Source organism: Streptomyces mexicanus, from assembly GCF_902506575.1.
GTDB lineage: Bacteria > Actinomycetota > Actinomycetes > Streptomycetales > Streptomycetaceae > Streptomyces > Streptomyces mexicanus.
Genome location: NZ_LR732544.1, coordinates 5077127 through 5103037, shown reverse-complemented (window position 1 = coordinate 5103037; position 25911 = coordinate 5077127). Strand labels below are relative to the sequence as shown.

General features: G+C 73.7%; 25 protein-coding genes and 2 pseudogenes. 6 read left to right on the top strand and 21 right to left on the bottom strand.

Annotation, left to right across the window (positions count from 1 at the left end):
• Nucleotides 1-369: 369 nt before the first annotated feature.
• From GV126_RS22975 to GV126_RS22935, 9 genes are all read right to left on the bottom strand, one after another.
• Nucleotides 370-555 carry a hypothetical protein gene (locus GV126_RS22975; RefSeq protein WP_159669956.1) on the bottom strand — a complete coding sequence of 62 codons (186 nt, stop codon included), beginning with the start codon at nucleotides 553-555 and terminating at the stop codon, nucleotides 370-372.
• Between the two features lie 274 nt (nucleotides 556-829).
• Entirely contained in the window at nucleotides 830-1459 is a 630-nt protein-coding gene (locus GV126_RS22970) for a hypothetical protein (protein WP_159669953.1), read from the bottom strand.
• A 94-nt stretch (nucleotides 1460-1553) separates the two neighbouring features.
• A complete protein-coding gene (locus tag GV126_RS22965) occupies nucleotides 1554-3803 on the bottom strand; it encodes an MMPL family transporter (protein WP_159669950.1) in 2250 nt (749 codons plus the stop codon).
• Between the two features lie 383 nt (nucleotides 3804-4186).
• On the bottom strand, nucleotides 4187-4618 hold the full coding sequence (locus tag GV126_RS22960) for a hypothetical protein (RefSeq protein ID WP_159669947.1): 432 nt from the start codon (nucleotides 4616-4618) through the stop codon (nucleotides 4187-4189).
• Nucleotides 4619-4757: 139 nt separating this feature from the next.
• On the bottom strand, nucleotides 4758-6272 hold the full coding sequence (gatB, locus tag GV126_RS22955; RefSeq protein ID WP_159669944.1) for an Asp-tRNA(Asn)/Glu-tRNA(Gln) amidotransferase subunit GatB: 1515 nt from the start codon (nucleotides 6270-6272) through the stop codon (nucleotides 4758-4760).
• 15 nt (nucleotides 6273-6287) lie between these two features.
• Nucleotides 6288-6527: a hypothetical protein gene (locus tag GV126_RS22950; RefSeq protein WP_028425145.1), complete on the bottom strand. Its 240-nt coding sequence runs from the start codon at nucleotides 6525-6527 to the stop codon at nucleotides 6288-6290.
• Complete coding sequence (gene gatA, locus GV126_RS22945; RefSeq protein ID WP_159669941.1) at nucleotides 6524-8026, bottom strand: Asp-tRNA(Asn)/Glu-tRNA(Gln) amidotransferase subunit GatA; 1503 nt, start codon at nucleotides 8024-8026, stop codon at nucleotides 6524-6526. The genes GV126_RS22950 and gatA overlap by 4 nt, the downstream gene beginning before the upstream one ends.
• A gap of 5 nt (nucleotides 8027-8031) precedes the next feature.
• Nucleotides 8032-8328, bottom strand: coding sequence for an Asp-tRNA(Asn)/Glu-tRNA(Gln) amidotransferase subunit GatC (gene gatC / locus GV126_RS22940; protein ID WP_006130840.1), 297 nt, complete (start codon nucleotides 8326-8328; stop codon nucleotides 8032-8034).
• Between the two features lie 268 nt (nucleotides 8329-8596).
• Nucleotides 8597-9091 (bottom strand): cupin domain-containing protein, encoded by a 495-nt coding sequence (locus tag GV126_RS22935; protein WP_159669938.1) that lies wholly within the window; start codon nucleotides 9089-9091, stop codon nucleotides 8597-8599.
• Nucleotides 9092-9543: 452 nt separating this feature from the next.
• On the opposite strand from GV126_RS22935, the pseudogene GV126_RS22930 reads away from it, so the two are divergent.
• Nucleotides 9544-9678, top strand: a pseudogene (locus GV126_RS22930) (EAL domain-containing protein); the annotation flags it as partial.
• Here the strand turns inward: GV126_RS22930 and GV126_RS22925 are convergent.
• The 6 genes and pseudogenes from GV126_RS22925 to GV126_RS22900 form a co-directional block, all read right to left on the bottom strand.
• Nucleotides 9679-9864 (bottom strand): annotated as a pseudogene (locus GV126_RS22925) (winged helix-turn-helix domain-containing protein); the annotation flags it as partial.
• Complete coding sequence (locus GV126_RS22920; protein ID WP_236570076.1) at nucleotides 9774-12065, bottom strand: putative bifunctional diguanylate cyclase/phosphodiesterase; 2292 nt, start codon at nucleotides 12063-12065, stop codon at nucleotides 9774-9776. The gene GV126_RS22920 and the pseudogene GV126_RS22925, both read right to left, overlap by 91 nt.
• A gap of 263 nt (nucleotides 12066-12328) precedes the next feature.
• Complete coding sequence (gene ligA, locus GV126_RS22915) at nucleotides 12329-14524, bottom strand: NAD-dependent DNA ligase LigA (protein ID WP_159669935.1); 2196 nt, start codon at nucleotides 14522-14524, stop codon at nucleotides 12329-12331.
• 15 nt (nucleotides 14525-14539) lie between these two features.
• On the bottom strand, nucleotides 14540-15547 hold the full coding sequence (locus tag GV126_RS22910) for a methionine synthase (protein WP_159669932.1): 1008 nt from the start codon (nucleotides 15545-15547) through the stop codon (nucleotides 14540-14542).
• Between the two features lie 448 nt (nucleotides 15548-15995).
• Entirely contained in the window at nucleotides 15996-16685 is a 690-nt protein-coding gene (locus GV126_RS22905; RefSeq protein WP_159669929.1) for an SDR family oxidoreductase, read from the bottom strand.
• A 23-nt stretch (nucleotides 16686-16708) separates the two neighbouring features.
• On the bottom strand, nucleotides 16709-17248 hold the full coding sequence (locus GV126_RS22900; RefSeq protein ID WP_159669926.1) for an LOG family protein: 540 nt from the start codon (nucleotides 17246-17248) through the stop codon (nucleotides 16709-16711).
• A 131-nt stretch (nucleotides 17249-17379) separates the two neighbouring features.
• Here GV126_RS22900 and GV126_RS22895 point away from each other — a divergent pair, with 131 nt between their 5' ends.
• Nucleotides 17380-17715, top strand: a complete 336-nt coding sequence (locus GV126_RS22895; RefSeq protein ID WP_159669923.1) for a DUF427 domain-containing protein — start codon at nucleotides 17380-17382, stop codon at nucleotides 17713-17715.
• Between the two features lie 56 nt (nucleotides 17716-17771).
• Nucleotides 17772-18551: an alpha/beta fold hydrolase gene (locus GV126_RS22890; RefSeq protein ID WP_159669920.1), complete on the top strand. Its 780-nt coding sequence runs from the start codon at nucleotides 17772-17774 to the stop codon at nucleotides 18549-18551.
• A 21-nt stretch (nucleotides 18552-18572) separates the two neighbouring features.
• Here GV126_RS22890 and mnmA read toward each other — a convergent pair whose 3' ends face one another.
• Nucleotides 18573-19703: a tRNA 2-thiouridine(34) synthase MnmA gene (gene mnmA / locus GV126_RS22885; protein WP_159669917.1), complete on the bottom strand. Its 1131-nt coding sequence runs from the start codon at nucleotides 19701-19703 to the stop codon at nucleotides 18573-18575.
• A gap of 60 nt (nucleotides 19704-19763) precedes the next feature.
• Between mnmA and GV126_RS22880 the strand changes: the two genes are divergently transcribed.
• Nucleotides 19764-20432 (top strand): N-acetylmuramoyl-L-alanine amidase, encoded by a 669-nt coding sequence (locus GV126_RS22880; RefSeq protein ID WP_159669914.1) that lies wholly within the window; start codon nucleotides 19764-19766, stop codon nucleotides 20430-20432.
• A gap of 110 nt (nucleotides 20433-20542) precedes the next feature.
• Here GV126_RS22880 and GV126_RS22875 read toward each other — a convergent pair whose 3' ends face one another.
• From GV126_RS22875 to GV126_RS22865, 3 genes are all read right to left on the bottom strand, one after another.
• Nucleotides 20543-21712 (bottom strand): cysteine desulfurase family protein, encoded by a 1170-nt coding sequence (locus tag GV126_RS22875; RefSeq protein WP_159669911.1) that lies wholly within the window; start codon nucleotides 21710-21712, stop codon nucleotides 20543-20545.
• A gap of 199 nt (nucleotides 21713-21911) precedes the next feature.
• On the bottom strand, nucleotides 21912-22178 hold the full coding sequence (locus tag GV126_RS22870; protein ID WP_159669909.1) for a DUF4190 domain-containing protein: 267 nt from the start codon (nucleotides 22176-22178) through the stop codon (nucleotides 21912-21914).
• A 74-nt stretch (nucleotides 22179-22252) separates the two neighbouring features.
• Entirely contained in the window at nucleotides 22253-22417 is a 165-nt protein-coding gene (locus GV126_RS22865; RefSeq protein WP_028425131.1) for a hypothetical protein, read from the bottom strand.
• A gap of 122 nt (nucleotides 22418-22539) precedes the next feature.
• On the opposite strand from GV126_RS22865, the gene GV126_RS22860 reads away from it, so the two are divergent.
• The gene (locus GV126_RS22860) at nucleotides 22540-23166 is read left to right on the top strand and encodes a TetR family transcriptional regulator (protein WP_159669906.1); all 627 of its coding nucleotides are present in this window, start codon (nucleotides 22540-22542) and stop codon (nucleotides 23164-23166) included.
• 63 nt (nucleotides 23167-23229) lie between these two features.
• Here GV126_RS22860 and GV126_RS22855 read toward each other — a convergent pair whose 3' ends face one another.
• Complete coding sequence (locus GV126_RS22855) at nucleotides 23230-24264, bottom strand: helix-turn-helix transcriptional regulator (protein ID WP_159669903.1); 1035 nt, start codon at nucleotides 24262-24264, stop codon at nucleotides 23230-23232.
• Between the two features lie 99 nt (nucleotides 24265-24363).
• Between GV126_RS22855 and GV126_RS22850 the strand changes: the two genes are divergently transcribed.
• Nucleotides 24364-25026 (top strand): TIGR03086 family metal-binding protein, encoded by a 663-nt coding sequence (locus GV126_RS22850; protein ID WP_159669900.1) that lies wholly within the window; start codon nucleotides 24364-24366, stop codon nucleotides 25024-25026.
• On the opposite strand, the gene GV126_RS22845 is transcribed toward GV126_RS22850, so the two are convergent.
• The gene (locus tag GV126_RS22845; RefSeq protein ID WP_159669897.1) at nucleotides 25013-25873 is read right to left on the bottom strand and encodes a thioesterase family protein; all 861 of its coding nucleotides are present in this window, start codon (nucleotides 25871-25873) and stop codon (nucleotides 25013-25015) included. The genes GV126_RS22850 and GV126_RS22845 overlap by 14 nt on opposite strands.
• Nucleotides 25874-25911: the final 38 nt, after the last annotated feature.

Genomic DNA, 25911 nt, shown 5'->3' with positions numbered 1-25911 from the left:
CCGACAGTGCGGCATCGGTTTTCGCCATCGCGGGTCTGTCGGGACCGGTTCTCGCCGTGGCGGGTCTGTTGGGACCGGTTCTCGCCGCGCCGGTCATCTCGGCATGAGTCTTCGCCGCGCCGGTCATCTCGGTACGGGTCTTCGCCGCGCCGGCCTCCTCGGTACCCGTCGTCGCCGGACCGGTCTTCTCCGCCCCCGTTGTCGCCGGACCGGTCTTCTCCGCCCCCGTCGTCGCCGGACCGGTCTTCTCGGCACCGTTCCTCTCGGCCCGGGTTTTCGGGGTGCCGGTCGTCGTGGCGCGGGCCGCCGCGGCGCCGGTCCTCACCCTGGCGAGGGCGCCCGGGGCCGCGGGCTCGTCCGCCGACGCCGTCATGCGGCCCGGGTGAACCGGTTCCGGCGGGGGCCGTGGGTGTCCGCCCGGGGGCCGGGTGCCTCGGCGCCGGCTGAGCGCCGGGCGGCCCGGCGGGCCCGCAGGGCCTCGCCGACCAGCCGCTGGTGTGCGGCCAGGTGGCGCAGCTCGGCGGCGCGCAGCCGGTGGATCTCGTACTCGACCATGGTGTCCCTCCCCGGAACGTGGTGGCTCCGGCGTGGTGCGCCGGACGACTCCACACTCGGTGCTGAGGGGGGCCGGCCGCATCGGGCGAGTTCCGCATCTTCGGCGGCGCCGTGGGCCTCAGATCCGCCCGGGGTGTCCCTGAGGGGTCCTAAGGCCCTTGCCCGGGCTCGCGAACCGCTCGTCCAGGATGCTGAGGGACCGGGTTGGGGTGCTGCCGCCCGGATCCGGCATGCTGCCGCCCGGGTCCGGGGTGCTGCCGCCCGCGGGTGCCGCTCAGGTGGACGGCAGGGCGAGCAGCGCGTCGCTGAACTTCAGCACGGCCAGCAGCAGGCCGATGACGCCGAGGATCACACCGGCCCAGGAGACCGACTTGATCCACGCCGCCTGCGTTCGGCCCGGGCTCCCGAAGGCGGGGCGGGCGAGCACCGCGACGCCGACGACGAGAGCCAGGAGCGCGAACAGCCCGCCGCACAGGGCGGTGGTGTGCCAGGAGTCGCCGTAGACCTCCTTGAGCTGCGTGGCGACGCTCGCGGAGGTGGAGGTCCGCAGCTGGCCGATCAGCTGCTCGCGCGCGGCGGCCACCGTCCCCACCCAGCTGCCGCTGAGCGAGATCAGGCCGAGCGCGGCGGAGACCACGGCACCGGCGCCCTGGCCGACTCCGGAGGGAGCGGGCTTCCCGCCTTCCGCGTCACCGGCGTCGGCGTCGGCGGCCGTACCGGCCTCGTCCGTCGCGGCGGCCTCATCCGTCGCACTTGCCTCGTCGGTCGTGCCGGTCTCACCGGTCGTGCCGGTCTGGTCCTTCTCCTGTGCGGAGGTGTCCGCTGTGGTGTCCGTGGTGGCTTGTGCGGTGGCGTCCGTGGTGGTGTCTGCGGTGGCTGTCTCGTCCGCGGTCTTGGTTCCCATGCCGGGCACCGTACGGACGCTGTCTGAGAGCTGCCTTAATGATCGCCGGGCGCCGGGCCGTGACCCGGCTGTGCGCCCACGGGTGTCCCGCGGCTCACGCAGGGGTGTCCCGTACGTCCCGCCGCTGTTCTGCGTGCCGCTCCTGCCCCCGCGCCACGGCCGCCACGACCCCGGAGAGTCGCTGCTGGGCCGCGCGGCACTCGGGCGGTTCGATGCTGATCCGGGGCAGGACGCGGTCCAGGCGGCGCGGCAACCACCAGTTGGCGCGGCCGAGCAGGTGCATCAGGGCGGGTACGAGCAGGGTGCGCAGGACGAAGGCGTCCAGGGCGACGGCGGCGGCGAGCGCGATGCCGAACATGGCGATCACCCGGTCCCCGCCGAGCACGAACGCGAGGAAGACGGAGATCATGATGATCGCCGCGGAGTTGATCACCCGGCTGGTCTCGGCCAGACCGATGCGGACGGCACGGCGGTTGTCGCCGGTCTCCAGCCACTCCTCGTACATCCGGGTGAGCAGGAACACCTGGTAGTCCATGGACAGGCCGAAGAGCACCGAGACCATGATCACGGGCAGGAAGGGCTCGATCGGCCCGGCCCGGCCGAGGCCCAGGAACTCGCTGCCCCAGCCCCACTGGAAGATCGCGACGACCACGCCGAAGGCCGCGGCGACGGCGGCGACGTTCATCGCGGCGGCCTTCAGCGGGATGCCGACGGACCGGAAGGCGAGCAGCAGCAGGACACAGCCGAAGCCGATGACGACACCGACGAACAGCGGCAGCCTGCCGACGATGACGTCGGCGAAGTCGTCGTAGCCGGCCGTCACCCCGCCGACCTGCACGTCCAGCGTGGTGCCCGTCTCGGCGCGGGGCAGCACCCCGGTGCGCAGCCGGTCGACGAGGTCACTGGTGCGCTGCGACTGGGGCGCGGAGTCGGGGACGACGGTCAGGTACGCGGTGGTCCCGCCGGTGTTGTAGGTCACCGGGGTGACCGCGGCGACGTCCTGGGTGCCGCGCAGGGTGGTGCCGAGGTTGTCCAGGGCGAGCCGGTCCTCGGCGCCGTCGACGCGCGTCACCAGGGTGAGCGGGCCGTTGACGCCCGGGCCGAAGCCCTCGGCGACGAGGTCGTAGGCCTTGCGGGTGGTCGACGACTTCGGGTCGTTGCCCTGGTCGGAGGTGCCCAGGTGGAGGGAGAAGGTCGGCAGCGCGAGCACGGTGATGACGGCCAGGGCGAGGCCGCCGAGCAGCTTGGGGTGGCGTTCGACGAAGGCCGACCAGCGGGCGGCGAACCCGGTGGGCAGCACCGGTTCGGGGCCGTGCTCGGCCAGCCGGCGCCGCTCGCGGCCGCTCAGGGCGCGCGGGCCGATGAACGACAGCAGGGCCGGCAGCAGCGTCACCGAGGCCGCGACGGTGAGCGCGACGGTCGAGGCGGCGGCGACGGCCACCCCGTTGAGGAAGCTCAGGCGCAGGATCAGCATGCCCAGCAGGGCGATGCACACGGTCGCGCCGGCGAAGACGACGGCCCGCCCGGTGGTGGCGACCGCGTCCGTGGCCGCCTCGGTGACGCTCAGCCCGCGTTTCAGGCCGCGTCGGTGGCGGGTGACGATGAACAGCGCGTAGTCGATGCCGACGCCGAGCCCGACGAGCATGCCGAGCATCGGCGCGAAACCGGCCACGGTCATGGCGTGGCCGAGCAGTTCGATGGCGCCGTAGGCGGTGCCGACGCCGACCAGGGCGGTCGCCAGGGGCAGCAGGGAGGCGGCGAGCGAGCCGAACGCCAGGAGCAGCACGACCCCGGCCACGGCCACGCCGACGATCTCGGCGACATGCCCGCCGGAGGCCCCGGGGACGGTCACGGCGCTGCCGCCGACCTCCACCTCCAGCCCGTCGCCCTGGGCGCCCCGGGCGGCCGTGACCACGGCCTTGGTCTGGGCCTCGGGGATGTCCTGGGCCGGCCGGGCGAAGGTGACCGTCGCGTAGGCGGTGTGCCCGTCGCGGCTGATCTGGCTCGCGCCCCGGGCCTCCTTGTACGGGCTGGTCACGGACGACACCCCGGGCAGGGTCTCGATCCGGTCCAGGGTGCGGGTCATGGTCTGTTCGACGTCGACGGCGCGGACCGTGCCGGAGGGGGTGTGCCAGACCACGGTGTCGCTGTCGCCGCCGAGGCCCGGGAAGCCCTCCCGCAGCAGCTGGGTGGCCCGGCCGGACTCGGTGCCGGGGACCTCGTAGTCATTGGAGTACGCCGGGCCGACGACGGCGGCGGCCACGCTGATCCCGCCGAGGGCGAGAAGCCAGAGCAGAACGGCGACGAGGCGGTGCCGGACGCACCAGCGCGCAAGGGCTGCCACGGAACGTGCTCCCAGGTGACTTTTTGTGGATCTTTGACCGGGAACAGTCGTCGATGACGTGAACGGCCCGCAAAGAACGCATGAGCAAGGTGAGGACACTCTTGCAGGCAATTGTGATCGTTTAGCGCGATCGTGGCGTTATTCACATCGATGCCGCCCGATTCACATGACAGACACAGAAGGTTTGTCACCCGCTCGGCCGACTCGGCGGACGCGCCGGGTCCCATCGGTTCCATCGGTTGAGTGGGGTCGATCGGATCAGTCCGGTCGATGGGACCAGTCCGGTCGATCGAATCAGACGGGTCGAGCGAATCAGACGGGTCGATCGGATCAGACGGGTCGATCGGATCAGTCGGTCGATCGGATCAGGGGAACCGGCTGCCTCAGTCGAACTGGTCGCCGAGCGCCATCACCATGACCCCGGCGATCAGCAGCCACAGCGCCCGCCGGGTGTGGCCCCGGGCGCCGAGGAGGGCGGCGCACGCGCAGACGGCGGCGCCGGCGCCGTAGGCGGCGGGCACGCGGGCCGGGGCGGAGGCGGCGAGGCGCAGCAGGGCCGCGGCGAACCCGGCGAGGGTCAGCAGCACGCCGGTGCCGGCGGCGGTCCAGCGGGCCCGGCGAGCGACCTGGGCGGGGTCCTGGACGTCGTCCTCGATGTCGTTTCCGGCGTCGTCTTCGGCGGCGTGCTCGACGACGTCCTCAACGGCGTCAGCAGCGTCAACGGCATCAACGGCGTCAGCGGCGCCCCGGGTCCGGACGGGGGCGTCGGCCTCGGATATCGCGGCGGGTGCTTCGGAAACGGCGCCTCCACTCATGGCGCGCGAGCGTAGCGCCTCGGCGCCGCACGCCGGACAGGGGGTCCGCGCCCCACGAGGACGTCCGGACCGGGCCCGGGTACGCGCAGGGGGACGCATCGGCGTACGCGATGCGTCCCCCTGGGGCGTCGTCGGCGGGTCAGCCCTCGCTGACGCCCAGCTTCTGCAGGATCAGCTCCTTGACGCGGGCCGCGTCGGCCTGGCCGCGAGTGGCCTTCATGACCGCACCGACCAGGGCGCCGGCCGCGGCGACCTTGCCGCCGCGGACCTTGTCCGCGATGGCCGGGTTGCCGGCGATGGCCTCCTCGACGGCGGCGGTCAGCGCGCCCTCGTCGGAGACGACCTTCAGGCCGCGTCCCTCGACCACCTCGTCCGGGGTGCCCTCGCCGGCGAGGACGCCCTCGATGACCTGGCGGGCCAGCTTGTCGTTCAGGTCGCCGGACGCGACCAGCTCGGTCACCCGGGCGACCTGCTGCGGCGTGATCGCCAGCTCGTCCAGGGCCTTGCCGGACTCGTTGGCCTGGCGGGCCAGCTCACCCATCCACCACTTGCGGGCGGAGGCCGCGTCGGCCCCGGCGTCGATGGTGGCGACGATCAGGTCGAGCGCGCCGGCGTTGAGGATGGCCTGCATGTCCGTGCCGGAGATCCCCCACTCCTCGCGCAGCCGGTTGCGCCGCACCAGCGGCAGCTCGGGCAGCGCGGCACGGATCTCCTCGACCCACTCGCGGGACGGGGCGACCGGCACCAGGTCCGGCTCGGGGAAGTACCGGTAGTCCTCGGCCTCCTCCTTGACCCGGCCGGAGGTCGTGGAGCCCGTGTCCTCGTGGAAGTGGCGGGTCTCCTGGACGATCGTGCCGCCGTCGGAGAGGACGGCCGCGTGGCGCTGGATCTCGAAGCGGACCGCGCGCTCCACGGACCGCAGCGAGTTGACGTTCTTCGTCTCGGAGCGGGTGCCGAACTTGTCGGCGCCCTTGGGCATCAGCGACAGGTTCACGTCGCAGCGCATCTGGCCCATTTCCATGCGCGCCTCGGACACGCCGAGGGCGCGGATGACCTCGCGCAGCTCGCGGACGTACGCCTTCGCCACCTCCGGGGCGCGTTCGCCGGCGCCGACGATCGGCTTGGTGACGATCTCGATGAGCGGGATGCCGGCGCGGTTGTAGTCCAGCAGGGAGTGGGACGCGCCGTGGATACGGCCGGTGGCGCCGCCGACGTGCGTCGACTTGCCGGTGTCCTCCTCCATGTGGGCGCGCTCGATCTCCACGCGGAAGGTCTCGCCGTCCTCCAGCTGCACGTCGAGGTAGCCGTTGAAGGCGATCGGCTCGTCGTACTGGGAGGTCTGGAAGTTCTTCGGCATGTCCGGATAGAAGTAGTTCTTCCGGGCGAAGCGGCACCACTCGGCGATCTCGCAGTTCAGCGCGAGACCGATCTTGATGGCGGACTCCACGCCGGTCGCGTTGACGACCGGGAGCGCGCCGGGCAGGCCGAGGCAGACCGGGCAGGTCTGGGTGTTCGGGTCCGCGCCGAGCACGGTCGAGCAGCCGCAGAACATCTTGGTCTTGGTGCCGAGTTCGACATGGACCTCGAGGCCCATGACGGGGTCGTACGACGCGAGCGCGTCCTCGTACGACACCAGGTCGGTCGTGGTGGTCACGGTGAAACTTCCCTCTCAGCCCAGCAGGACGTCGTCGTCGCCCAGCCGCTTCAGCTCGCGGTAGAGGATGGCGAGGCCGGTGACGACGCCGGCGGCGGTGACGACGGCGTCGATCAGCCGCAGCGTGTCGCTCTCGGCGCGGGCCTTCTTGATCTGCTTGGCGACACCGATCGCGCCGAACGCGGTCGTGGCCATGGACAGGTACGTACCGGACTTGGACTTCTTGAAGCCCTTGGCCTTGGACAGTGCACTCACAGCGACGGAGCCTCCTCCAGGAGCGGGTGTCCCCACTTTTCCACGAAGGCGGCCTCGACGGCGGCACCCACCTTGTACAGGCGGTCGTCCTTCATCACCGGGGCGATGATCTGCAGGCCCACCGGGAGGTTGTCCTCCGGGGCGAGGCCGCAGGGCAGGGACATGGCCGCGTTGCCCGCCAGGTTGGTCGGGATGGTGCACAGGTCGGCGAGGTACATCGCCATCGGGTCGTCGGCGCGCTCGCCGATCGGGAAGGCGGTGGTCGGGGTCGTCGGGGAGACGATCACGTCGACCTGCTCGAACGCCTTGTCGAAGTCCTGCTTGATGAGCGTGCGGACCTTCTGGGCGCTGCCGTAGTAGGCGTCGTAGTAGCCGGAGCTGAGGGCGTAGGTGCCGAGCATGATGCGGCGCTTGACCTCCGGGCCGAAGCCCGCCTCGCGGGTGAGCGAGGTGACCTCCTCCGCGGAGTGGCTGCCGTCGTCGCCGGTGCGCAGGCCGTAGCGCAGGCCGTCGAAGCGGGCCAGGTTGGAGGAGCACTCGCTCGGCGCGATCAGGTAGTACGCCGACAGGGCCAGGTCGAAGGACGGGCAGTCCAGCTCGACGATCTCGGCGCCCAGCTCCTTCAGCAGCTCGACGGACTCGTCGAAGCGCTGGATGACGCCGGCCTGGTAGCCCTCGCCGCGGAACTGCTTGACCACGCCGACGCGCATGCCCCGCACGCTGCCGTTGCGGGCCGCCTCGACGACCGGCGGGACCGGGGCGTCGATGGAGGTGGAGTCCATCGGGTCGTGCCCGGCGATCACCTCGTGCAGCAGCGCGGCGTCCAGCACCGTGCGGGCGCACGGGCCGCCCTGGTCCAGGGAGGAGGAGAAGGCGACCATGCCGTAGCGGGAGACCGCGCCGTACGTCGGCTTCACGCCGACCGTGCCGGTGACGGCGGCCGGCTGGCGGATGGAGCCGCCGGTGTCGGTGCCGATGGCGAGCGGGGCCTGGTAGGAGGCCAGGGCCGCGGAGGAGCCGCCGCCGGAGCCGCCGGGGATCCGGGTCAGGTCCCAGGGGTTGCCGGTCGGCCCGAAGGCGCTGTTCTCGGTGGAGGACCCCATGGCGAACTCGTCCATGTTGGTCTTGCCGAGGATCACCACGTCGGCGGCCTTGAGCCGCTTGGTGAGCGTGGCGTCGTACGGCGGGATCCAGCCCTCGAGGATCTTGGAGCCGACGGTGGTCGGCACGCCCTCGGTGGTGAAGATGTCCTTGAGCGCGAGCGGGACGCCGGCCAGCGGGCCGAGCTTCTCGCCGCGTTCGCGCTTGGCGTCCACGGCGCGGGCCTGGGCGAGGGCGCCCTCGCGGTCGACGTGCAGGAAGGCGTGCACCTTCTCGTCGACGGCCTCGATGCGGGCCAGGTGGGCCTCGGTGACCTCGACGGCCGTCAGCTCGCCGGAGGCGATCTTCGCGGCGATCTCGGCGGCCGTGAGCTTGATGATGCTGTTCGTGTCCGTCATGGCGGTCACTCCTCCCCCAGGATCTGCGGCACCTTGAAACGCTGCTGCTCCTGGGCGGGGGCGCCGGACAGCGCCTGCTCGGGGGTGAGCGACGGACGGACCTCGTCCGCGCGCATGACGTTCGTCAGCGGCAGCGGGTGGGAGGTCGGCGGTACGTCTTGGTCGGCGACCTCACTGACGCGGGCCACCGCGCCGATGATGTCGTCCAGCTGTCCCGCGAAGTGGTCTAGCTCTTCGGGCTTCAGCTCCAGACGCGCCAGCCGGGCGAGGTGGGCGACCTCCTCGCGCGTGATGCCAGGCATGCAGCGATCCTCTGGGGTGAGTGTGTGTGGTTGGGGGCCGGGGGCCGGCGTCGCGTTCACGCCGACCGCCCGTGGGGCGGGCCGCGCGGCGTCTGGTGCGTGCGATCGCAAGGCGCCGGAGCGCCCTCGTGGCGGCAGCCACGTGGGCGGTTCGGCAACGCGGCGAGCGTGCGTGCCAGGCGTCGCGGGGCAGGCGGGAATGTGACGCCAGTCCCCAATCCTATGGGGCGGGGGGCGGTGGCCGTGAAACGGTTTCCCCTTGTGCGGCTCAGCCGCGGCGGGTCTCCCAGGCCGAACTCTTCAGGAAGTGGTTGTCGTACAGCTCCTGGACCTGGAGCAGGCTCTCCCGGGTGGCCTCGCCCAGGCGGATGCGTTGCAGGTGCCGGAAGTACTCGAAGCGCTCGACGCCGGGTGTGAGGACGATGAGCAGGTCGGCGTCGGCTCCGGGTACGGCCGCGAAGGCGTGCGGCTTGCCGGGCGGGACGACGACGAGGTCGCCGGGGCCCGCGGTCAGGACGTCCTCGCCGGAGAGGATGTCGGCGGCGCCGTCGAGCAGGAAGAACATCTCGGCGGAGCGGTCGTGCCAGTGCGGCTCGGCGCCGTCGGCGCCCGCCTGGAGAGTGACGCGCTGGGTGGACAGGGCGCCGCCGGTCGCGCTGCTGTCGGCCAGCAGGCGGATGGTGGCGGGCGCCCGGCCGACGACCTCCGCCTCGGCTTCCCGGACGACCACACTCTCGTCGAACGTCGGCACGAACAGTGACATGGTGGATCTCCCCTTACACGTCTTGCGCGTCCCGGTCGGACCACGAAGAGCATTCCGGCACTGATCGGTACAACGATCGCGATGGCGCAGCAGATCCCGAAGGCTACGGCTTTCGTGCCGCCGTAGCGCACGACGATCAGCGTGTCGAGGAGCGGGACGAGTGCCACGCAGAGCAAGAACCACGCCTCGGCCCAGGCCCCGACCCAGGCCGGCAGGATCAGGCCCGGCAGGTCCAGGCCCGGCACCCCGAGCGTGCCGACCCGCAGCCCCTTGACCGACAGGGGGCGCGGGCGTCGCCTCGAGGGTCGGCCGGGGCGAGCGAGGCGCGGCGCGCGGCGGCCGGGGGCGTCGCCCGGGAACGGCGCGGAGCCCGGGACACCGGTCGGGGGCGGCGCTGGACGCGATGCGCGCCGGTCGGAGGCGACGCGAGGCCCGGCGCGAGGCGGCCGGGGGCGCCGGGTGGGCACGGCGTGAAGATGTCCCTGGACGACTTCGGCACCGGCTACTCCTCCCTGGTGCACCTGCGCCGGTTGCCGGTGAGCGAGCTGAAGATCGACCGCTCGTTCGTGGCACAGCTGGCGGTGGACAGACTGCTGCCACACCTCGGCCAGCAGTTCGCGGCGCGCCACGACGACGCCGGGCCGCCCGGCCAGGAAGGCCAGCAGGTCGAACTCGCGGCGGGTCAGGGCGAGGCGGACGCCGGCCAGCTCCCCCCCGCGGCGCCGCGGGTCGACGGTCCGGCCGCCCACGCCCAGCACCCCCGGCCGCGCGGACCGCGCGCCCGCAGCCAGGCCGTCGTCTCCTCCGGCGGCATCGCGGCCGCGACCAGCCAGCCCTGGACGGCGTCGCAGCCCAGGTCGCGCAGGCGTTCCCAGGTCTCGTCGTCCTCGACGCCCTCGGCGACGACGAGCAGGCCGAGGGAGTGCGCGAGGTCGACGGTGCAGCGGACGATCTCGGCGTCCTCGGTGTCCACCGCCAGCTGTGCCACGAACGAGCGGTCGATCTTCAGCTCGCTCACCGGCAACCGGCGCAGGTGCACCAGGGAGGAGTAGCCGGTGCCGAAGTCGTCCAGGGACATCTTCACGCCGTGCCCGGTCAGCGCGGCCAGGGTGTCGGCGGCCCGCTGGGGGTCCTCCAGGAGCACGTGCTCGGTGATCTCCAGTTGCAGGGCGCCCGCCGGGACGCCGTGCCGGGCCAGTCGTGCCGCCACCGAGCCGGCGAAGCCGGGGGTGTGCACGTCACGCGGGGAGACGTTGACCGCGACCGGCACGTACAGCCCCTGGGCGCGCCAGGCGGCGACCTGCTCCAGGGCCGTCTCCAGCACGTACTCCGTCAGGTGGGGCATCAGCCCGGAGGACTCGGCGATCGCTATGAACTCGTCCGGCGGGACCTTGCCGCGCTCGGGGTGCACCCAGCGCACCAGCGCCTCCAGCCCGGCGACCTGCCCGTCGAAGCGGACCTTGGGCTGGTAGTGCAGCTGGACCTCGTGGGCGTCCAGGGCACGGCGCAGGTCGCCGAGCAGTCCGAGCCGGTCGGGGGTGTTGGAGTCCCGCTTGGACTCGTAGACCTCCACACCGGTGCGGTCCCGCTTGGCCTGGTACATCGCCACGTCGGCGCGGCGCAGCATGCCCTCCGCGTCCAGGGCGTGGTCGGGGAAGACCGCCACACCGGCGCTGGCCTCCAGGACGAGGGTGAGCCCGTCCAGGTCGAGCGGCGAGCTGAGGGTGGTGACCAGGGCGCGGGCGACGCGGGTCGCGGACGTCGTGGAGTCGGCCACGGGCAGTAACACGGCGAACTCGTCCCCGCCGAGCCGGGCGGCCTCCGCGCCGCGCGGCAGCGCCTGGCGCAGCCGGTCGGCGATCTGCAGCAGCAGCCGGTCCCCGGCGAGATGACCGAGCGTGTCGTTGACCGAGCGGAACCGGTCGAGGTCGATCAGCATCAGGGCGGAGCGGGCTCCGATGCGTTCGGCGTCGTCGAGGGCGGTCCAGATGCGCTCCAGGAGCCACTGCCGGTTGGGCAGTCCGGTGAGCCGGTCACGCAGCTGCTCCTCGGCCCGGGCGCGGGCGATCCACAGCGTGGAGTCCAGGGCGATGAGCGGAATGGCGAACAGCGGCAGCAGCACCGGCTCGGCGACGGCGACGACGCAGATCAGCGGCGCGATGCCGAGCAGGGCGACCGCGACCAGGCCCTGCCTGGTCAGGGCGGTGCGGGCCACGGTGGGCAGGCCGTCGGCGGGCGGCGAGTGCAGGAACCACAGCAGGGTGCGGGTGACGGTGAGGTAGACGGCCGCCACCAGCACCACCTCCAGGGCGGTGTACGCCGTCCAGGTGGCCGGGTCCCAGGGCCGCTCCACGCTCGGGACGCGGCCGAGGGCGCCCAGGACGAGCGCGGCGGCACCGAGCCCGGTGATGTCCACGGCGCCGTCGAGCACGCCGGGCCGCCAGCGGTGGCGGCGGGCTATGCCGACCAGGACGACGACGGTGAGGCTGACCAGGCCGGCGGGCACCCAGCCGTAGAGCAGGAGCACGGCCAGGGTCAGTGCCGTGCCGGAGCCGGTGCCGCCCCACCAGCGGGCGCGGCCCAGCATCACCAGGTGGCCGACGATGATCCCGGTGAGCACGGCCAGCGACCAGCCGGCCGATCCGGCGGGGAAGAGCGCGTGACCGGCGGTGAAGGCCCGGTAGAAGCCGGCGCCGAGGGCGAGCGCGGCCACGGCGACCACCACCGCGGGCAGTGCGGGCCGCTGCGGGCGCGGCCCGGCGGACGGCAGCGCGGCGGGCCGGGCGCCGGCCGGGCGGGCCGGGGCCCGGGTCGCGGTCACGGCGTGCTCACCGGCGGCGGGCCGCCGGCGGCCGGCCTGCCCCGGATGTCCGGGTGCGCCCGCACGCTCCCCGGTCCGCCCCAGGCACCCCCGCCAGACGCCGGTCATCCGGCGCAGCCGTGAGTGCGGGGCGGCGCTCTCGGTCGGTTCCATTCCCGTCCCTCTCACAGCCGGCGGTGCCCGCGCCACGCGACCCGGCGCCGGTGCCCGACGATCCGCGGGACACCGCGCCGGAAAAACCTTCCCCGTGCTCTGGCAGAGCACGGGGTGCCCCGGCCGCAGCCGGGAGCGGCAGGCGCACCCCTCAACAGTAGGCCGCGGAAGGCTTCCTGGGGCACCGGTCGTCGGCGGTTGCCCGAATGCGCCCCGGCCACCCGTATGCATCTGGTATGCGCCGTACGGGTGGCCTTCAACCCCTACTCGGCGGTCTGCAGCGCGACTTCGGCCGCCGCGTCCGGTCCCTGCTCCAACAGCACGCCGAAACCCGCCTCGTCGAGGATGGGCACCTTCAACTGCGCCGCCTTGTCGTACTTCGACCCCGGGTTCTCCCCCACGACCACGAAGGAGGTCTTCTTCGACACCGAGCCGGTCACCTTCGCGCCCCGGCTCTGCAGCGCCTCCTTGGCGCCGTCGCGGGTGTAGTGCTCCAGGGTCCCGGTGACGACGACCGTCAGGCCCTCCAGGGGGCGCGGTCCTTCCTCCTCGCCGGTGCCCTGATCCTCCAGCGGAACGCCGGCGGCCTTCCACTTGCGGATGATCTCGCGGTGCCAGTCCTCGGCGAACCACTCCTTGAGGGCGGCGGCGATGATCGGGCCGACGCCGTCGGTGCGCGCCAGTTCCTCCTCGCTCGCCTGCTCGATGCGGTCGATGGAGCGGAACTCCCGGGCCAGGGCCTGGGCCGCCACCGGCCCGACGTGCCGGATGGAGAGCCCGTTGAGGAAACGGGCCAGGGGGCGGTCCTTGGCGGCTTCGATGTTCCGCAGCAGCGCCAGGGTGTTCTTCTTCGGCTCGCCCTTCTGGTTGGCGAAGACCGTGACGACCTTCTCCTCGCCCGTCTTGGGGTCGCGCTTGGGCAGGCCGCTGTCCGGGTCGAGGACGTAGGCCTTGATGGGCAGCAGCTTCTCCACCGTCAGGTCGAACAGGTCGCCCTCGTCGGCGAGCGGCGGATCGGCCGGTTCCAGCGGGCGGGTGAGGGCGGCGGCGGCCACCTCGCCGAAGTGCTCGATGTCCAGGCACTCCCGGCCCGCCAGATACGACACGCGCTCCCGCAACTGGGCGGGGCAGGTGCGGGCGTTGGGGCACCTGAGGTCGATGTCGCCCTCCTTCATGGGCCGCAGCGACGTGCCGCACTCGGGGCACTCGGTGGGCATGACGAACTCCCGCTCGGTGCCGTCGCGCAGGTCCACGACCGGGCCGAGGATCTCCGGGATGACGTCACCGGCCTTGCGCAGCACCACGGTGTCGCCGATGAGGACGCCCTTGGCCTTGACCACCTCCTGGTTGTGCAGGGTGGCGAACTCGACCTCCGAACCGGCCACCGTCACCGGTTCGACCTGGGCGTAGGGCGTGACGCGGCCGGTGCGGCCGACACCGACCTTGATGTCGACCAGCTTGGTGTTGACCTCCTCCGGCGCGTACTTGTACGCGATCGCCCAGCGCGGCGCGCGGGCGGTGGAGCCGAGCCGGCCCTGCAGGCGGATCTCGTCGAGCTTGACGACCACGCCGTCGATCTCGTGCTCCACCGAGTGCCGGTTCTCGCCGTAGTACGCGATGAACTCCCGCACGCCCGCGAGGTCGTCGACCACCCGGTTGTGCGGGGAGGTGGGCAGGCCCCAGGTGTGCAGCAGCTCGTAGGCCTGCGACAGGCGGGTGAGGCCTTCGTACCCCTCCAGTGCGCCGATGCCGTGGACCACCATGTGCAGGGGGCGGGTGGCGGTGACGCGCGGGTCCTTCTGGCGCAGCGAACCGGCCGCCGCGTTGCGCGGGTTGGCGAACGGCTTGTCGCCGGCGGCCACCAGGCGCTCGTTGAGTTCGAGGAACTTCTCCATCGGGAAGTACACCTCGCCGCGGATCTCCACCAGGTCGGGGACCTCATCGCCCTTGAGCCGGTCCGGGATCTCCGCGATGGTGCGGACGTTGGGGGTGATGTCCTCGCCGGTGCGGCCGTCACCGCGGGTGGCCGCGCGGGTCAGCCGCCCGTGCTCGTAGGTGAGGTTGACGGCGAGACCGTCCACCTTCAGCTCGCACAGGAAGTGGTAGTCCTGCTCGCCCAGCTCCTTGGCGACGCGGTCGGCCCAGGCGGCGAGTTCGTCGTCGTTGAAGGTGTTGTCCAGGGACAGCATCCGTTGGCGGTGCTCGACCGCCGTGAACTCCGTCTCGTACGACCCGGCGACCTTCTGCGTCGGCGAGTCCGGCGTGCGCAGTTCCGGAAACTCCTCCTCAAGCTCCTCCAGGGAGCGCAGGAGCCGGTCGAACTCGGCGTCGCTGATGACGGGAGCGTCCTTGACGTAGTACCGGAAGCGGTGCTCCTCGATCTGCTCCGCCAGCTGCACGTGCTTCTCCCGGGCCTCGGCGGGCACCGCTGTCTGAGCCTGCTGCTTGTCGCCGGCCACCGTGTTGTCCTCCCGTTACTCTGGGTTGTCCGCGAGGGATCTCGCCGCCCGGACGCAGTGGGCGAGCGCCTGGCGTGCGTACGCGGGGGAAGCGCCCGCGAGTCCGCACGCCGGGGTGAGGGTGACGGCCCGGGCGAGAAGCCCCGGATGCAGCCCCAGCCTGCGCCACAGCGTTCTGACACCCATGACGCTACCGGCAGGGTCTGACAACGGGCCGTCCGTGCCGCCGACGACACCGGCCAGCAGCCGCGTTCCGCCCTCCACGGCTTCCCCGATCGCCTCGTCGTCACGCTCGGTGAGCAGCGAGAAGTCGAAGGAGACGCCCGCCGCGCCGGCCCGCCGCAGCAGCGCGAACGGCACGTCCGGCGCGCAGGAGTGGACGACGACGGGTCCGCCGTCGTGCGCCGCCATGACCTCCCGCAGGGTGGACTCGACGATCTGCCGGTCCACGGCGCGGTGGGTGCGGTAGCCGCTGGCGGTCGCGACCCGGCCGCGCAGCACGGCGGGGAGCGAGGGCTCGTCGAGCTGGAGGACGACCCGGGCGCCGGGCCCCCGCCGGCCCACCTCGGCCAGATGCAGCCGCAGGCCCTCGGTGAGCGAGGCGGCCAGGTCCCGGCAGGCGCCGGGGTCGGACAGGGCCGCCTCGCCGTTCTTCAGCTCCAGCTGGGCGGCGAGCGTCCACGGACCCACCGCCTGCACCTTCAGCGGGCCCTCGTAGTCCTGGGTGAACTCCTCCAGGGCGTCGAGGTCCTGCCGCAGCCAGGAGCGTGCCCGCCGGGTGTCCCGTCCGGGCCGGTCCCCGATCCGCCATCCGCTGGGCTCCACGCGCGCGTACAGCTCGACGAGCATCCCGGCCGTCCGCCCGATCATGTCGGCGCCGGGCCCCCGGGCGGGCAGCTCGGGCAGGAAGGGGAAGTCCTCGAAGGTGCCGGTGACGGTCTTGACGGCCTCCCGGGCGTCCTCGCCGGGCATCGACCCGACCCCGGTGGCGGCACCGAAGCTGAACTGGCTGTTTTCGCTCACCCGAGAAGCGTATGCCTCCGGCGGCGGGGCGAGGTCGCGTGCCCGGCGGCCTGGGACGGGACGCCGGCACACGGCTTCGGAGCGGGTGCGGGGCGCGTCTTCGGTAGGGGTACCGGCACTCGCCTTCGGTCCGGGTACGGCCGCGCTTTCGGAACGGGTACGGGACCGCGGGAGCCGGGGTCCGGAAGAGCCAGGCGGCCCGGGGGGGTGGGCGCCTCCCGGCGAGGTGCGGGAGCGGGGAGCGGAGGTCCAGGGGGCAGGAGGCCCGAGAGCCGGGAGGCGCGTGCGAGCGCGCCCCTCCGGCGGGGCCTCGGTGGCGGGGCTCAGGGGAGCCCACGATGCCCGAGCGCGCGCCCACGGCAGGGTCCCGGGACACTCCGCTCGGGCAACGGAGGCGTGCCCGCCGCGGCGCCGGGCGTCCGGGCCCGCGGGCGCGAGGGCCCGCGCCTCAGCGGCCCGGGCGGACCGTCAGGTCGTTGACCTCGGCGTCGCGCGGCAGGTCGAGGGCCATCAAAATGGCCGTCGCCACCGACTCGGGGTCGATCCACTTCGCCGGGTCGTACTCCTTGCCCTCCTGCTGGTGGACCTTGGCCTGCATGGGGCTGGCGGTGCGGCCCGGGTAGACGGTGGTGACCCGTACGCCGTTGCCGTGCTCCTCCTCGCGCAGGGCGTCGGCGAGCGCCTTCAGGCCGTGCTTGGAGGCGGCGTAGGCGGACCAGCCCGCGTGGGCGTTCAGGCCCGAGCCGGAGTTCACGAACAGCACGTGGCCGCGCGCGGCGCGCAGTTGGGGCAGGAAGTGGCGGGTGAGTTCCGCCGGGGCGATCAGGTTGACGTCGAGCTGGTGACGCCAGGTCTTCGGGGTCAGCTCACCGACCGGGCCCAGGTCGACCACGCCCGCCACGTGCAGCAGGGAGTCCACCCGGTCGGGCAGCGACTGGTGGGAGAAGGCCCAGCTGAGCCGCTCGGGTTCGGCCAGGTCGCCGACCAGCGTGCGCGCGCCGGGGAACTCGGCGGCCAGTTCCTTCGCGCGGCCCGCGTCGCGCGCGTGGAGCACGAGCTGGTCCCCGCGCGCGTGCAGGCGGCGGGCGACGGCCGCGCCGATGCCGGAACCGGCGCCGGTGATCACATGTGTAGCCATGCCGCCATGCTCGCACCCGCCGCTCAGCGGCCGGGGAGCGACTCCTCCAGATACGCGAGCGCGCCCGCGGGCTCGTCGGCGAAGAACACCAGCTCGCTCAGCGGCCGCGGCAGGAACCCCTCGTCCTCCATGCGGCGGAACTGCTCGCGCAGGCCGTCGTAGAAACCGGCCGTGTTCAGCAGCACCACCGGCTTGTCGGTCCGCCCGTGCTTCTTCAGCTCCAGGATCTCGGTGGCCTCGTCCAGCGTCCCCGTGCCGCCCACCATGATCACCACGGCGTCGGCCTTCTCCAGCAGCAGCTTCTTGCGCTCGGCGAGGTCCCGCGCGATCACCATCTCGTCGGCGCCGGGGCGCGCCTTGGCGGACAGGAAGTCCACCGACACGCCGACGAGCCGGCCGCCCGCCTCCTGCACGCCGTCCGCGACCACCTTCATCAGCCCGACGTCGGAGCCGCCCCAGACCAGGGTGTGCCCGCCCTTGCCGAGCAGCCGGGCGAAGTCGCGGGCGGGGCGGGTGTAGCGGTCGTCGAGGTCGGCGGCGGAGAGGAAGACGCAGATGTTCATGCGCTCAACGGTACGCGGCGCCGCCGGTGGCGCCCCACGCGCGAGCCCGAACCGTACCGCGGCGGCCGCCCGTGCCCGGGGAAGACCGGGAACAGCGGGAAGAAGCACGCGCCCCCGCGCGCTTTGTCTACATGGCCCAAGGACACACGATCAGCATCGAGCAGAGCGACGAGCACGTGCGCGTGGTGCACGGCGACCGGGTGCTGGCGGAGAGCCACCGCCCGCTGGTGCTGCGCGAGACCGGCTGTCCCCCGCGCTACTACCTGCCGCGCGACGACGTGCGCCTCGACCTGCTGACGCCTTCCGAGACGCACACCTACTGCCCCTACAAGGGCACCGCGTCCTACTGGTCGCTGCCGGACGCACCCGACCTGGTGTGGGCGTACCCCGACCCCAAGCCGGACGTCGCGGCGCTCAAGGACCACCTGTGCTTCTACGACGTGGAGGTCGACGTGGAGGCGGTGTGAGCCGCCGAAGTGTTGTGACCCGGTGACATCCCCGAGCCGTGGCAGTCTTCACAGCCATGGACAAAAAGACTCTCTCGCGTGACGGCACCCCCCTCGCCTACCACCGCACCGGGCGGGGCCCGGTGGTCGTCCTCGTCAGCGGCGCGATGTCGACGGGCGCCACGGCCGCGCCGCTGGCCGCCGCGCTGTCGGACCGTTTCAGCACCGTGGTGTACGACCGCCGGGGCCGCGGGGAGAGCGGGGACACACCGCCGTACGCGGTGGAGCGCGAGGTGGAGGACCTCGCGGCCGTGATCGACGCGGTGGGCGGCGACGCGGCGCTGTACGGCATGTCCTCGGGCGGCGCGCTGGCGCTCAGGGCGGCGGCGAGCGGGCTGCCGGTGCGCCGGGTGGCGGTGTACGAGCCGCCGTTCGAGGTGCGGCCCGGCCGCGCGCAGGAGCGCGCCGCGTACACCGACGCCCTGACCCGGGCGCTCGCGGAGGGCCGGCGCGGCGACGCGGTGGAGCTGTTCCTGCGGGTGACGGGTCTGGCCGAGCAGATGATCGCCAACGCGCGCCGGTCCCCCATGTGGCCGGGCCTGGAGGCGGTGGCGCCCACCCTGGCCTACGACGACGCCGTGCTGGGCGACGGCCCGGTCCCGCGGGAGCTGCTGGCCTCGCTCACCGTGCCGGTCCTGGCGGTCGCGGGCGGCGCGAGTCCCGAGTCGATGCGCACCGCGGCCCGCCAGGTCGCCGAGGCCGCCCCGCAGGGCACCTACCGCGTCCTGGAGGGCCAGACCCACGCGGTGGAGCCGGAGGTGCTGGCCCCGGTGCTGGCGGAGTTCTTCGCGGCGTGAGCCCGGATACGGCCCGGCCCCTCAGGCCGCCCCGGCCGTGGCCCGGCGGGTCGTCGCGATCGTCGCCGAGCCGACCACGCGCGTGCCGTCGTAGAGCACGATCGCCTGGCCGGGGGCGACGCCGCGGACCGGCTCGGTGAAGGTGACCCGCAGTTCACCGTCGACGACCTCCGCGGTGACCTCGCTCTCGCCGCCGTGGGCGCGCAGCTGGGCGGTGTAGGTGCCGGGGCCGGTGGGGGCGGTGCCGCACCAGCGGGGGCGGATCGCGGTGAGCGCCTCGACGTCCAGGGCGGAGGCGGGGCCGACCGTGACGGTGTTGGTGACCGGGGAGATGTCCAGGACGTAGCGGGGCTTGCCGTCGGGGGCCGGGGTGCCGATCCGCAGGCCCTTGCGCTGGCCGATGGTGAAGCCGTACGCGCCCTCGTGGGTGCCCAGCTTGTTGCCGGCCTCGTCCACGATGTCGCCCTCGGCCCTGCCCAGCCGCCGGGCCAGGAAGCCCTGGGTGTCGCCGTCGGCGATGAAGCAGATGTCGTGCGAGTCGGGCTTCTTGGCCACCGCGAGGCCGCGCCGCTCGGCCTCCGCGCGGATCTCCTCCTTGGTGGTGACCGTGTCGCCGAGCGGGAACATCGCGTGCGCGAGCTGCTGCTCGTCCAGCACGCCGAGGACGTAGGACTGGTCCTTGGCCAGGTCGGAGGCGCGGTGCAGTTCCCGGCCGCCGTCGGGCAGCGTGACGATCTTCGCGTAGTGGCCGGTGCACACCGCGTCGAAGCCGAGGGCGAGCGCCTTGTCCAGCAGCGCGGCGAACTTGATCTTCTCGTTGCAGCGCAGGCACGGGTTGGGGGTGCGGCCGGCCTCGTACTCGGCGACGAAGTCCTCGACCACGTCCTCGCGGAAGCGCTCGGCGAGGTCCCACACGTAGAAGGGGATGCCGATGACGTCCGCGGCACGGCGGGCGTCGCGGGAGTCCTCGATGGTGCAGCAGCCCCGCGCGCCCGTGCGGAAGGACTGCGGGTTCGCGGAGAGCGCGAGGTGCACGCCGGTGACGTCGTGGCCGGCGTCCACGGCGCGGGCCGCGGCGACGGCGGAGTCGACGCCGCCCGACATGGCGGCGAGGACGCGGAGGGGGCGGGTGCGCTGCGGGGTGTCAGTCATAGCCCTTTCAGGGTACGGGTGCGCGGGAACCACGGGCGCCGGACATCCGTTTCCTCACGCATGGGGGCGAGTGAACGCGACGGGGAACGGCGGCCGGGCAGGCGTGCCCTGCTGATCGGCGGTGCGGCGGCGGGGGTCGCGGGCGGGGCGGTGCTGGAGCGGGACCGGCTGTCCCGGCTGTGGTGGCGGCTGCCGGGCGCGCAGAAGCCGCGGGCGGCGGGCGCGGTGGACTTCCGCGGCGCGCGGTGGCTGGCGGCCTCCCCGGCGAACTACCGGCGGGCGGACCGCCCGTACGACTACGCGATCGACCGGGTCGTCGTCCATGTCACCCAGGGCAGCCGGTCCAGCGCGGTCAGGGCGTTCCAGGACCCGGGGCACCAGGCCGCCGCGCACTACATCGTCGGCGCGGACGGGCAGGTCACCCAGATGATCCGCGAGCTGGACGTGGCCTTCCACGCGGGCAACCGGGCGTTCAACGAGCGCAGTGTCGGCATCGAGCACGAGGGCTTCGTCGAGCGGGCCTCGTCCTTCACGGACGCGATGTACGCGGCGTCGGCGCGGCTGACGGCGCGGATATGCGAGCGGTACGGCATCCCCGTCGATCGCCGGCACATCGTCGGCCACGCCGAGGTGCCGGGCGCCGACCACACGGATCCCGGGCCGCACTGGGACTGGGACCGCTACATGGGGCTGGTGCGGCGGGCCGCGTCCGGAACCCCCCAGGGCTGAAGCGCGGCGGTCCGCGTCCGGCACAACCTGGGACAGGTGAACCCAGGACAGATGCCTCGGGCCGCGTCCGTACGGCACCCGGGCCGACGGGCGGATGTCCCGCGCCGCCGCTACGTCAGGCCGGCGGCGCGGGCGCGTTCCACGGCCGGGCCGATGGCCTTGGCGACCGCCTCGACGTCCGCCCGGGTGGAGGTGTGGCCCAGGGAGAAGCGCAGGGTGCCGCGGGCCAGGTCCGGGTCGGCGCCGGTGGCGAGCAGGACGTGGCTGGGCTGGGCGACACCTGCGGTGCAGGCGGAGCCGGTGGAGCACTCGATGCCCTGGGCGTCCAGCAGGAGCAGCAGGGAGTCGCCCTCGCAGCCGGGGAAGGTGAAGTGGGCGTTGGCCGGCAGGCGGCCCTCGGGGGCCGGGTCGCCGCCGAGGACGGCGTCGGGGACGGCCGCGCGGACGGCGTCGATCAGTTCGTCGCGCAGCGCGCCGATCTCGCGGGCGAACCGCTCGCGTCGCTCGGCGGCGAGCCGGCCGGCCACCGCGAAGGAGGCGATGGCGGGGACGTCGAGGGTGCCGGAGCGCACGTGGCGCTCCTGACCGCCGCCGTGCAGCACGGGCACGGGGGTGTGCTCGCGGCCCAGGACGAGCGCGCCGATGCCGTACGGGCCGCCGATCTTGTGGCCGGAGACCGTCATCGCGGCCAGGCCGGAGGCGGCGAAGTCGACCGGGACCTGGCCGAAGGCCTGGACGGCGTCGGAGTGCACGGGGACGCCGAACTCGGCGGCCACCTCGGCCAGTTCGCGCACCGGCAGCACGGTGCCGATCTCGTTGTTCGCCCACATCACGGTGGCCAGGGCCACATCGTCGGGGTTGCGGGCGACGGCCTCGCGCAGGGCGTCGGGGTGGACGCGGCCGTAGGCGTCGACGGGCAGGTATTCGACGGTGGCGCCCTCGTGCTCGCCGAGCCAGTGCACGGCGTCGAGGACGGCGTGGTGCTCGACGGGGCTGGCCAGGATGCGGGTGCGGGCCGGGTCGGCGTCGCGGCGGGCCCCGGACAGGCCCCTGACGGCGAGGTTGTCGGCCTCGGTGCCGCCGGAGGTGAAGACGACCTCGCTGGGGCGGGCGCCGAGGGCCTCGGCGAGGGCCTCGCGGGCCTCCTCGACCGTGCGGCGGGCGCGACGGCCGGACGCGTGGAGGGAGGAGGCGTTGCCGGTGACGCCCAGCGCGGCGGTCAGCGCCTCTGCCGCCTCCGGGAGCATCGGGGTGGTCGCGGCGTGGTCGAGGTAAGCCATGGTGGGGCCGATTCTACGGGGCGCCCGTGCCGGACCCGGGGTCGCGGTTGCGCCACGTTGCCACCTCCCGGCGGGGGCACGGTGCGCGGGGGCGGCCGACGGCTCCACGGGGGCGCCGGAAACGCCACACGCGCGGCCGGAAGCACCACGCGTGCGGCCGGAAGCACCACGCGTGCGGCCGGAGGCGCCACGCGCGCGGCTAGAAGCTCCAGGCCACCGTGTGGTCGGCCTGCATGAAGGCCAGCAGGACCACGAGGTCGGCGATGCCGAGGGTGAGGCCGAGCAGGGCCCGGCCGCGGCGGGGGGGGCCCCGCCACAGGGCGACGCCGGCCAGCACGATGGCGATGGGGCCCAGGGAGAGGGTGAGGGCCAGCAGGCCGAGCAGGCCGAGGGTGAAGGACGCGACGGCCATGCCGTCGGTGTCGCGGGCGGCGGTGCGGCGCGTGGCCGGTGCGGTGAGGTGCATGGTGGTGGGCTCCCGACTCTTCTCGGACGGTCGGACGGGCGCGTGGGCGGTCGATGGCCGCGCGGCGGGCCGCCTCAGTGGGAGGTGCCGCGCCGGCGGGCGTGGCGCTCGCGGAGCGCGAAGACGCCGAGCCAGACGGCGATCACGACGGCGGCCACGACGGTGAAGCCGAGCGGCGCGTGGGCGACGGTGCCCAGGACGACGCCGAGCAGCAGCAGTGCGGCGACGAGGAACAGCATGGGATCGCATCCCCCTCCGGCGTTCGTTCGGCGAACGCTGCGGTAACAGTTGTTCACTGACTACCGAGTCTAGCGTGTCCCATGCCTTGGAAATTCCGGAGAACAGTTGTTAACTGCATGGCATGAGTCACACCCTCGGTGTCCGGCAGGCCCAGAAGCTCCGCACCCGCCAGGCCCTGCTGGCCGCGGCGCTGGCCCTGCTGGAGGAGCAGAGCCTGAGCAGCCTGGGCCTGCGCGAGGTCACCCGGGCCGTCGGCGTCGCCCCGACCGCCTTCTACCGGCACTTCCGCTCCACGGCGGATCTCGGCGTGGCCCTGGTCGAGGAGGCGCTGGGCAGCCTGCACCCGATGATCCGGACGACGGTGTCCACGGCGGACGACAGCGAGGAACGCATCGCGCGCGCCGTCGAGCTGATCGCCCGTCATGTGGCCGAGTACCCGGCGCACGTACGGTTCATCGCCCGGGAGCGCCACGGCGGGGTCCAGCCGGTGCGCGAGGCGATCCGCGAGCAACTGGCCCGTTTCGCCCGTGAGGTGAAGGAGGAACTGGCCAAGGACGCGCAGGCGGCGGGCTGGAGCGAGGACGACCTGCTGATGCTCGCGCACCTCTACGTCGACCAGATGCTGATGACCGCCTCGCTCTTCCTGGAGGCGCAGGACGCCTCCGAGGCCACGCGCGAGCAGGTCACCCGGCTGGCCACCCGGCAGTTGCGGCTGATCAGCATCGGCCGCCGCCACTGGCTCGACTGACCGTCCACGCCCGCGCCACCGGGCCGACCGACCGTCAACGCCCGCCACCGGGCCGACCGACCGTCAGCGCTCCCCGCGCTCGGCGCCGCCTTCCTCACCGCCCTCACCGTCGTCCTCACCGCCGCCGCCCCCGTCGTCCTCCCGCCCGTACAGTTCGGCGAGCGAGGCGACCGCCGTCCGCAGTTCCTCGCGCGCCTGCGGCGGGGAGAGCACCCGCACGCGGTCGGAGAAGGCGAGCAGTTGGCGGACGGCCCGCAGGCTGCCGAAGGTCAGCCGTGCGGTGACCCACTCGCCGGTGCCGTCGTCGTCGGGCGGGCCGGCCAGCGCGAAGGCGTGCATGCGCTGGAACATGTCGAGGCGGTCGCGGTGCACCCGCACGGTGACCTCCAGCGCGCCGGGCCGCCCCCCGACCTGGCGGCGCAGCACCTCCCAGGCGTCGGCGAGTTCCACACCGGGCCGGCGGCGCACCGGCTCGTCCAGGACGCGCGCCGACCTGATCCGCTCGGCGCGGAACAGCCGGGGCCGGGCCCGCCGGTCGGCGACCAGGTACCACACGCCCGCCTTGGCGACCAGGCCGTAGGGGTCGACCGTGTACGTGCGCGGCTCGCGCTCGCCGCTGTGGCGGTAGCGCAGCCGCAGGCGCCGGGCGGCGAAGACGGCGTCCTGCAGCACGGCGAGGTCGACGGCCTGCTGCGGGCCGCTCTTCCAGCGGGTGGCGTCGACCAGGATGCGACGGCTGGTCACCTCCGCGGCCGGCCGGTGCGGGGCCGGCAGCGCGGCCATCACCTTGCGCAGCGCCGAGCCGAGCGCCGAGTCCAGCCCGAGCGCCGCGTGCGCGCCCTGCGCGGCCAGGACGAACAGCGCGCGGGACTCGTCGGCGGTCAGGCCGGTGACGTCCGTGCGGAATCCGGCGAGCAGTTCGATGCCGCCGTGCCGGCCGCGTTCGGCGTAGACGGGGACGCCGGAGGCCGACAGGGCCTCGACGTCGCGGTAGATGGTGCGCACCGACACCTCCAGCCGCTCGGCGAGTTCCCGGGCGGGCACCCGGCCGCGGGTCTGCAGGAGCAGCAGGATCGACAGCAGGCGGTCGGACTTCACGGCGCCAGGATCCCGCCCGTTCGGCGCCCGGCGCAAATGGTGACGGGATCTGTCAGGTTATCCGGGGATCCTCGGCGTACCGACCACGGGAGGAGCCCCATGAACACCACCGACGCCGCGAACGTCACCACCACCGCGAACGGCACGGCCGCTCTCGACGGCACGGCCGCCGACGACGTCGCCGACCCGCGCCCGGTGTACGCCCGCGCCACCGAGCAGGCCGCGGAGCTGATCAGGACGGTCCGGCCGGAGCAGCTGTCCGGCCCGACCCCCTGTGCCGAGTTCGACGTCCGCACGCTGCTGAGCCACATCGTCGGCGGCACCCGCCGGATCGCCGTCGTCGGGGAGGGCGGTGACGGACTGGCCATGACGTCCTTCGCCGAGGGGGTCGCGGACGACGGGTGGGCGGCGGCCTACGAGGAGGTGCGCGTGCGCGCGGTGAAGGCGTGGGAGAGCGACGAGCGGATGCGCACGCCGGTGCGGGTGCCGTGGGGCGAGGTCTCCGGCCAGGAGGCGCTGTCCGGGTACCTGATGGAGATCGTGACGCACACCTGGGACCTGTCCGAGGCGCTCGGCCACCCGCTCCCCCTCGAACCGGAGCCGGCCGAGCGCGCGCTCGCCGCGGCCCGCCGGGTGCTGCCCGACTCGCGCCCCCGGGACGCCGCGACGCCCTTCGCCGCGCGCCACGAGGCCCCCGAGGGCGCGGGGGCCTACGAGCGGCTGGCGGCCTGGACCGGACGGGTGCCGCTCAGCCGAGCCTGACCCGCGCGAGCTGCCGGGACTGGGCCACCAGCCGGTCGGCGGCGTCCCAGACCTCGGCGTCCTCCTCCAGGAAGCCGCCGGCCAGGTTGCGGGTGGTGATGGACACCCGCAGCGGGCCGGGCGCGGGGCGGCAGCGGACGTGCACGGTCAGCTCGACCGTCGGCACCCAGCCGGTCAGGCCGAGTTCGAAGGCGGTCGGGGGCAGCGCGTCCACGGCGAGCAGCAGCGAGAGCGGGTCGGCGTCGCGGCCGTCGGCCAGGCCGAACCAGGCCCGCATCTCGCCCTTGCCGGAGGGCCGGCCCACGGCCCAGCCGGCGGTGGCCGGGTCCAGCCTGAGCATCAGCCGGTCGGCGATGGCCGAGCTTCCCGGGACGGGGGCGGGCCCGTCCTCGGGGCCGAGGCACTGCTCCAGCGGCGGGATCGCGGGCGGCTTCGCCGTGGTGCGCACGTCGTCGGGCAGGGCGTCCAGGTCGCCGTAGGAGGCCAGTACCCGGATGCGCTCCACCTCGCGGCCGTCCTCGTCGTACTGGAAGAGGGAGGCCTGGCCGGTGGACAGGGTGCGGCCGGTGCGCACCACGTCGGTGCGCACCACGGCCGGTCCGGGCCGGGAGGCGGTCAGGTAGTGGGCGGATATCGTGAACGGGTCCGGGTGGGGCAGGGCGTCCGCGAGCGCCCGGCCGAGGACGGCCAGCAGATAGCCGCCGTTGACGGCGTTGATGATGGTCCAGCCGGCCGAGAGGTCGATGTCGTAGACGCCGGGGGCGCGCCGGACGAGGGCGGTGTCCCGGTCGAACTCGCTGTCGCCGGCCGTGGCCCGCACGGCCGGGGCGGAAGCTGCTTCTGACATGCCGGAACAGTACAACAGCAAACTACTAAGCGGTAGCT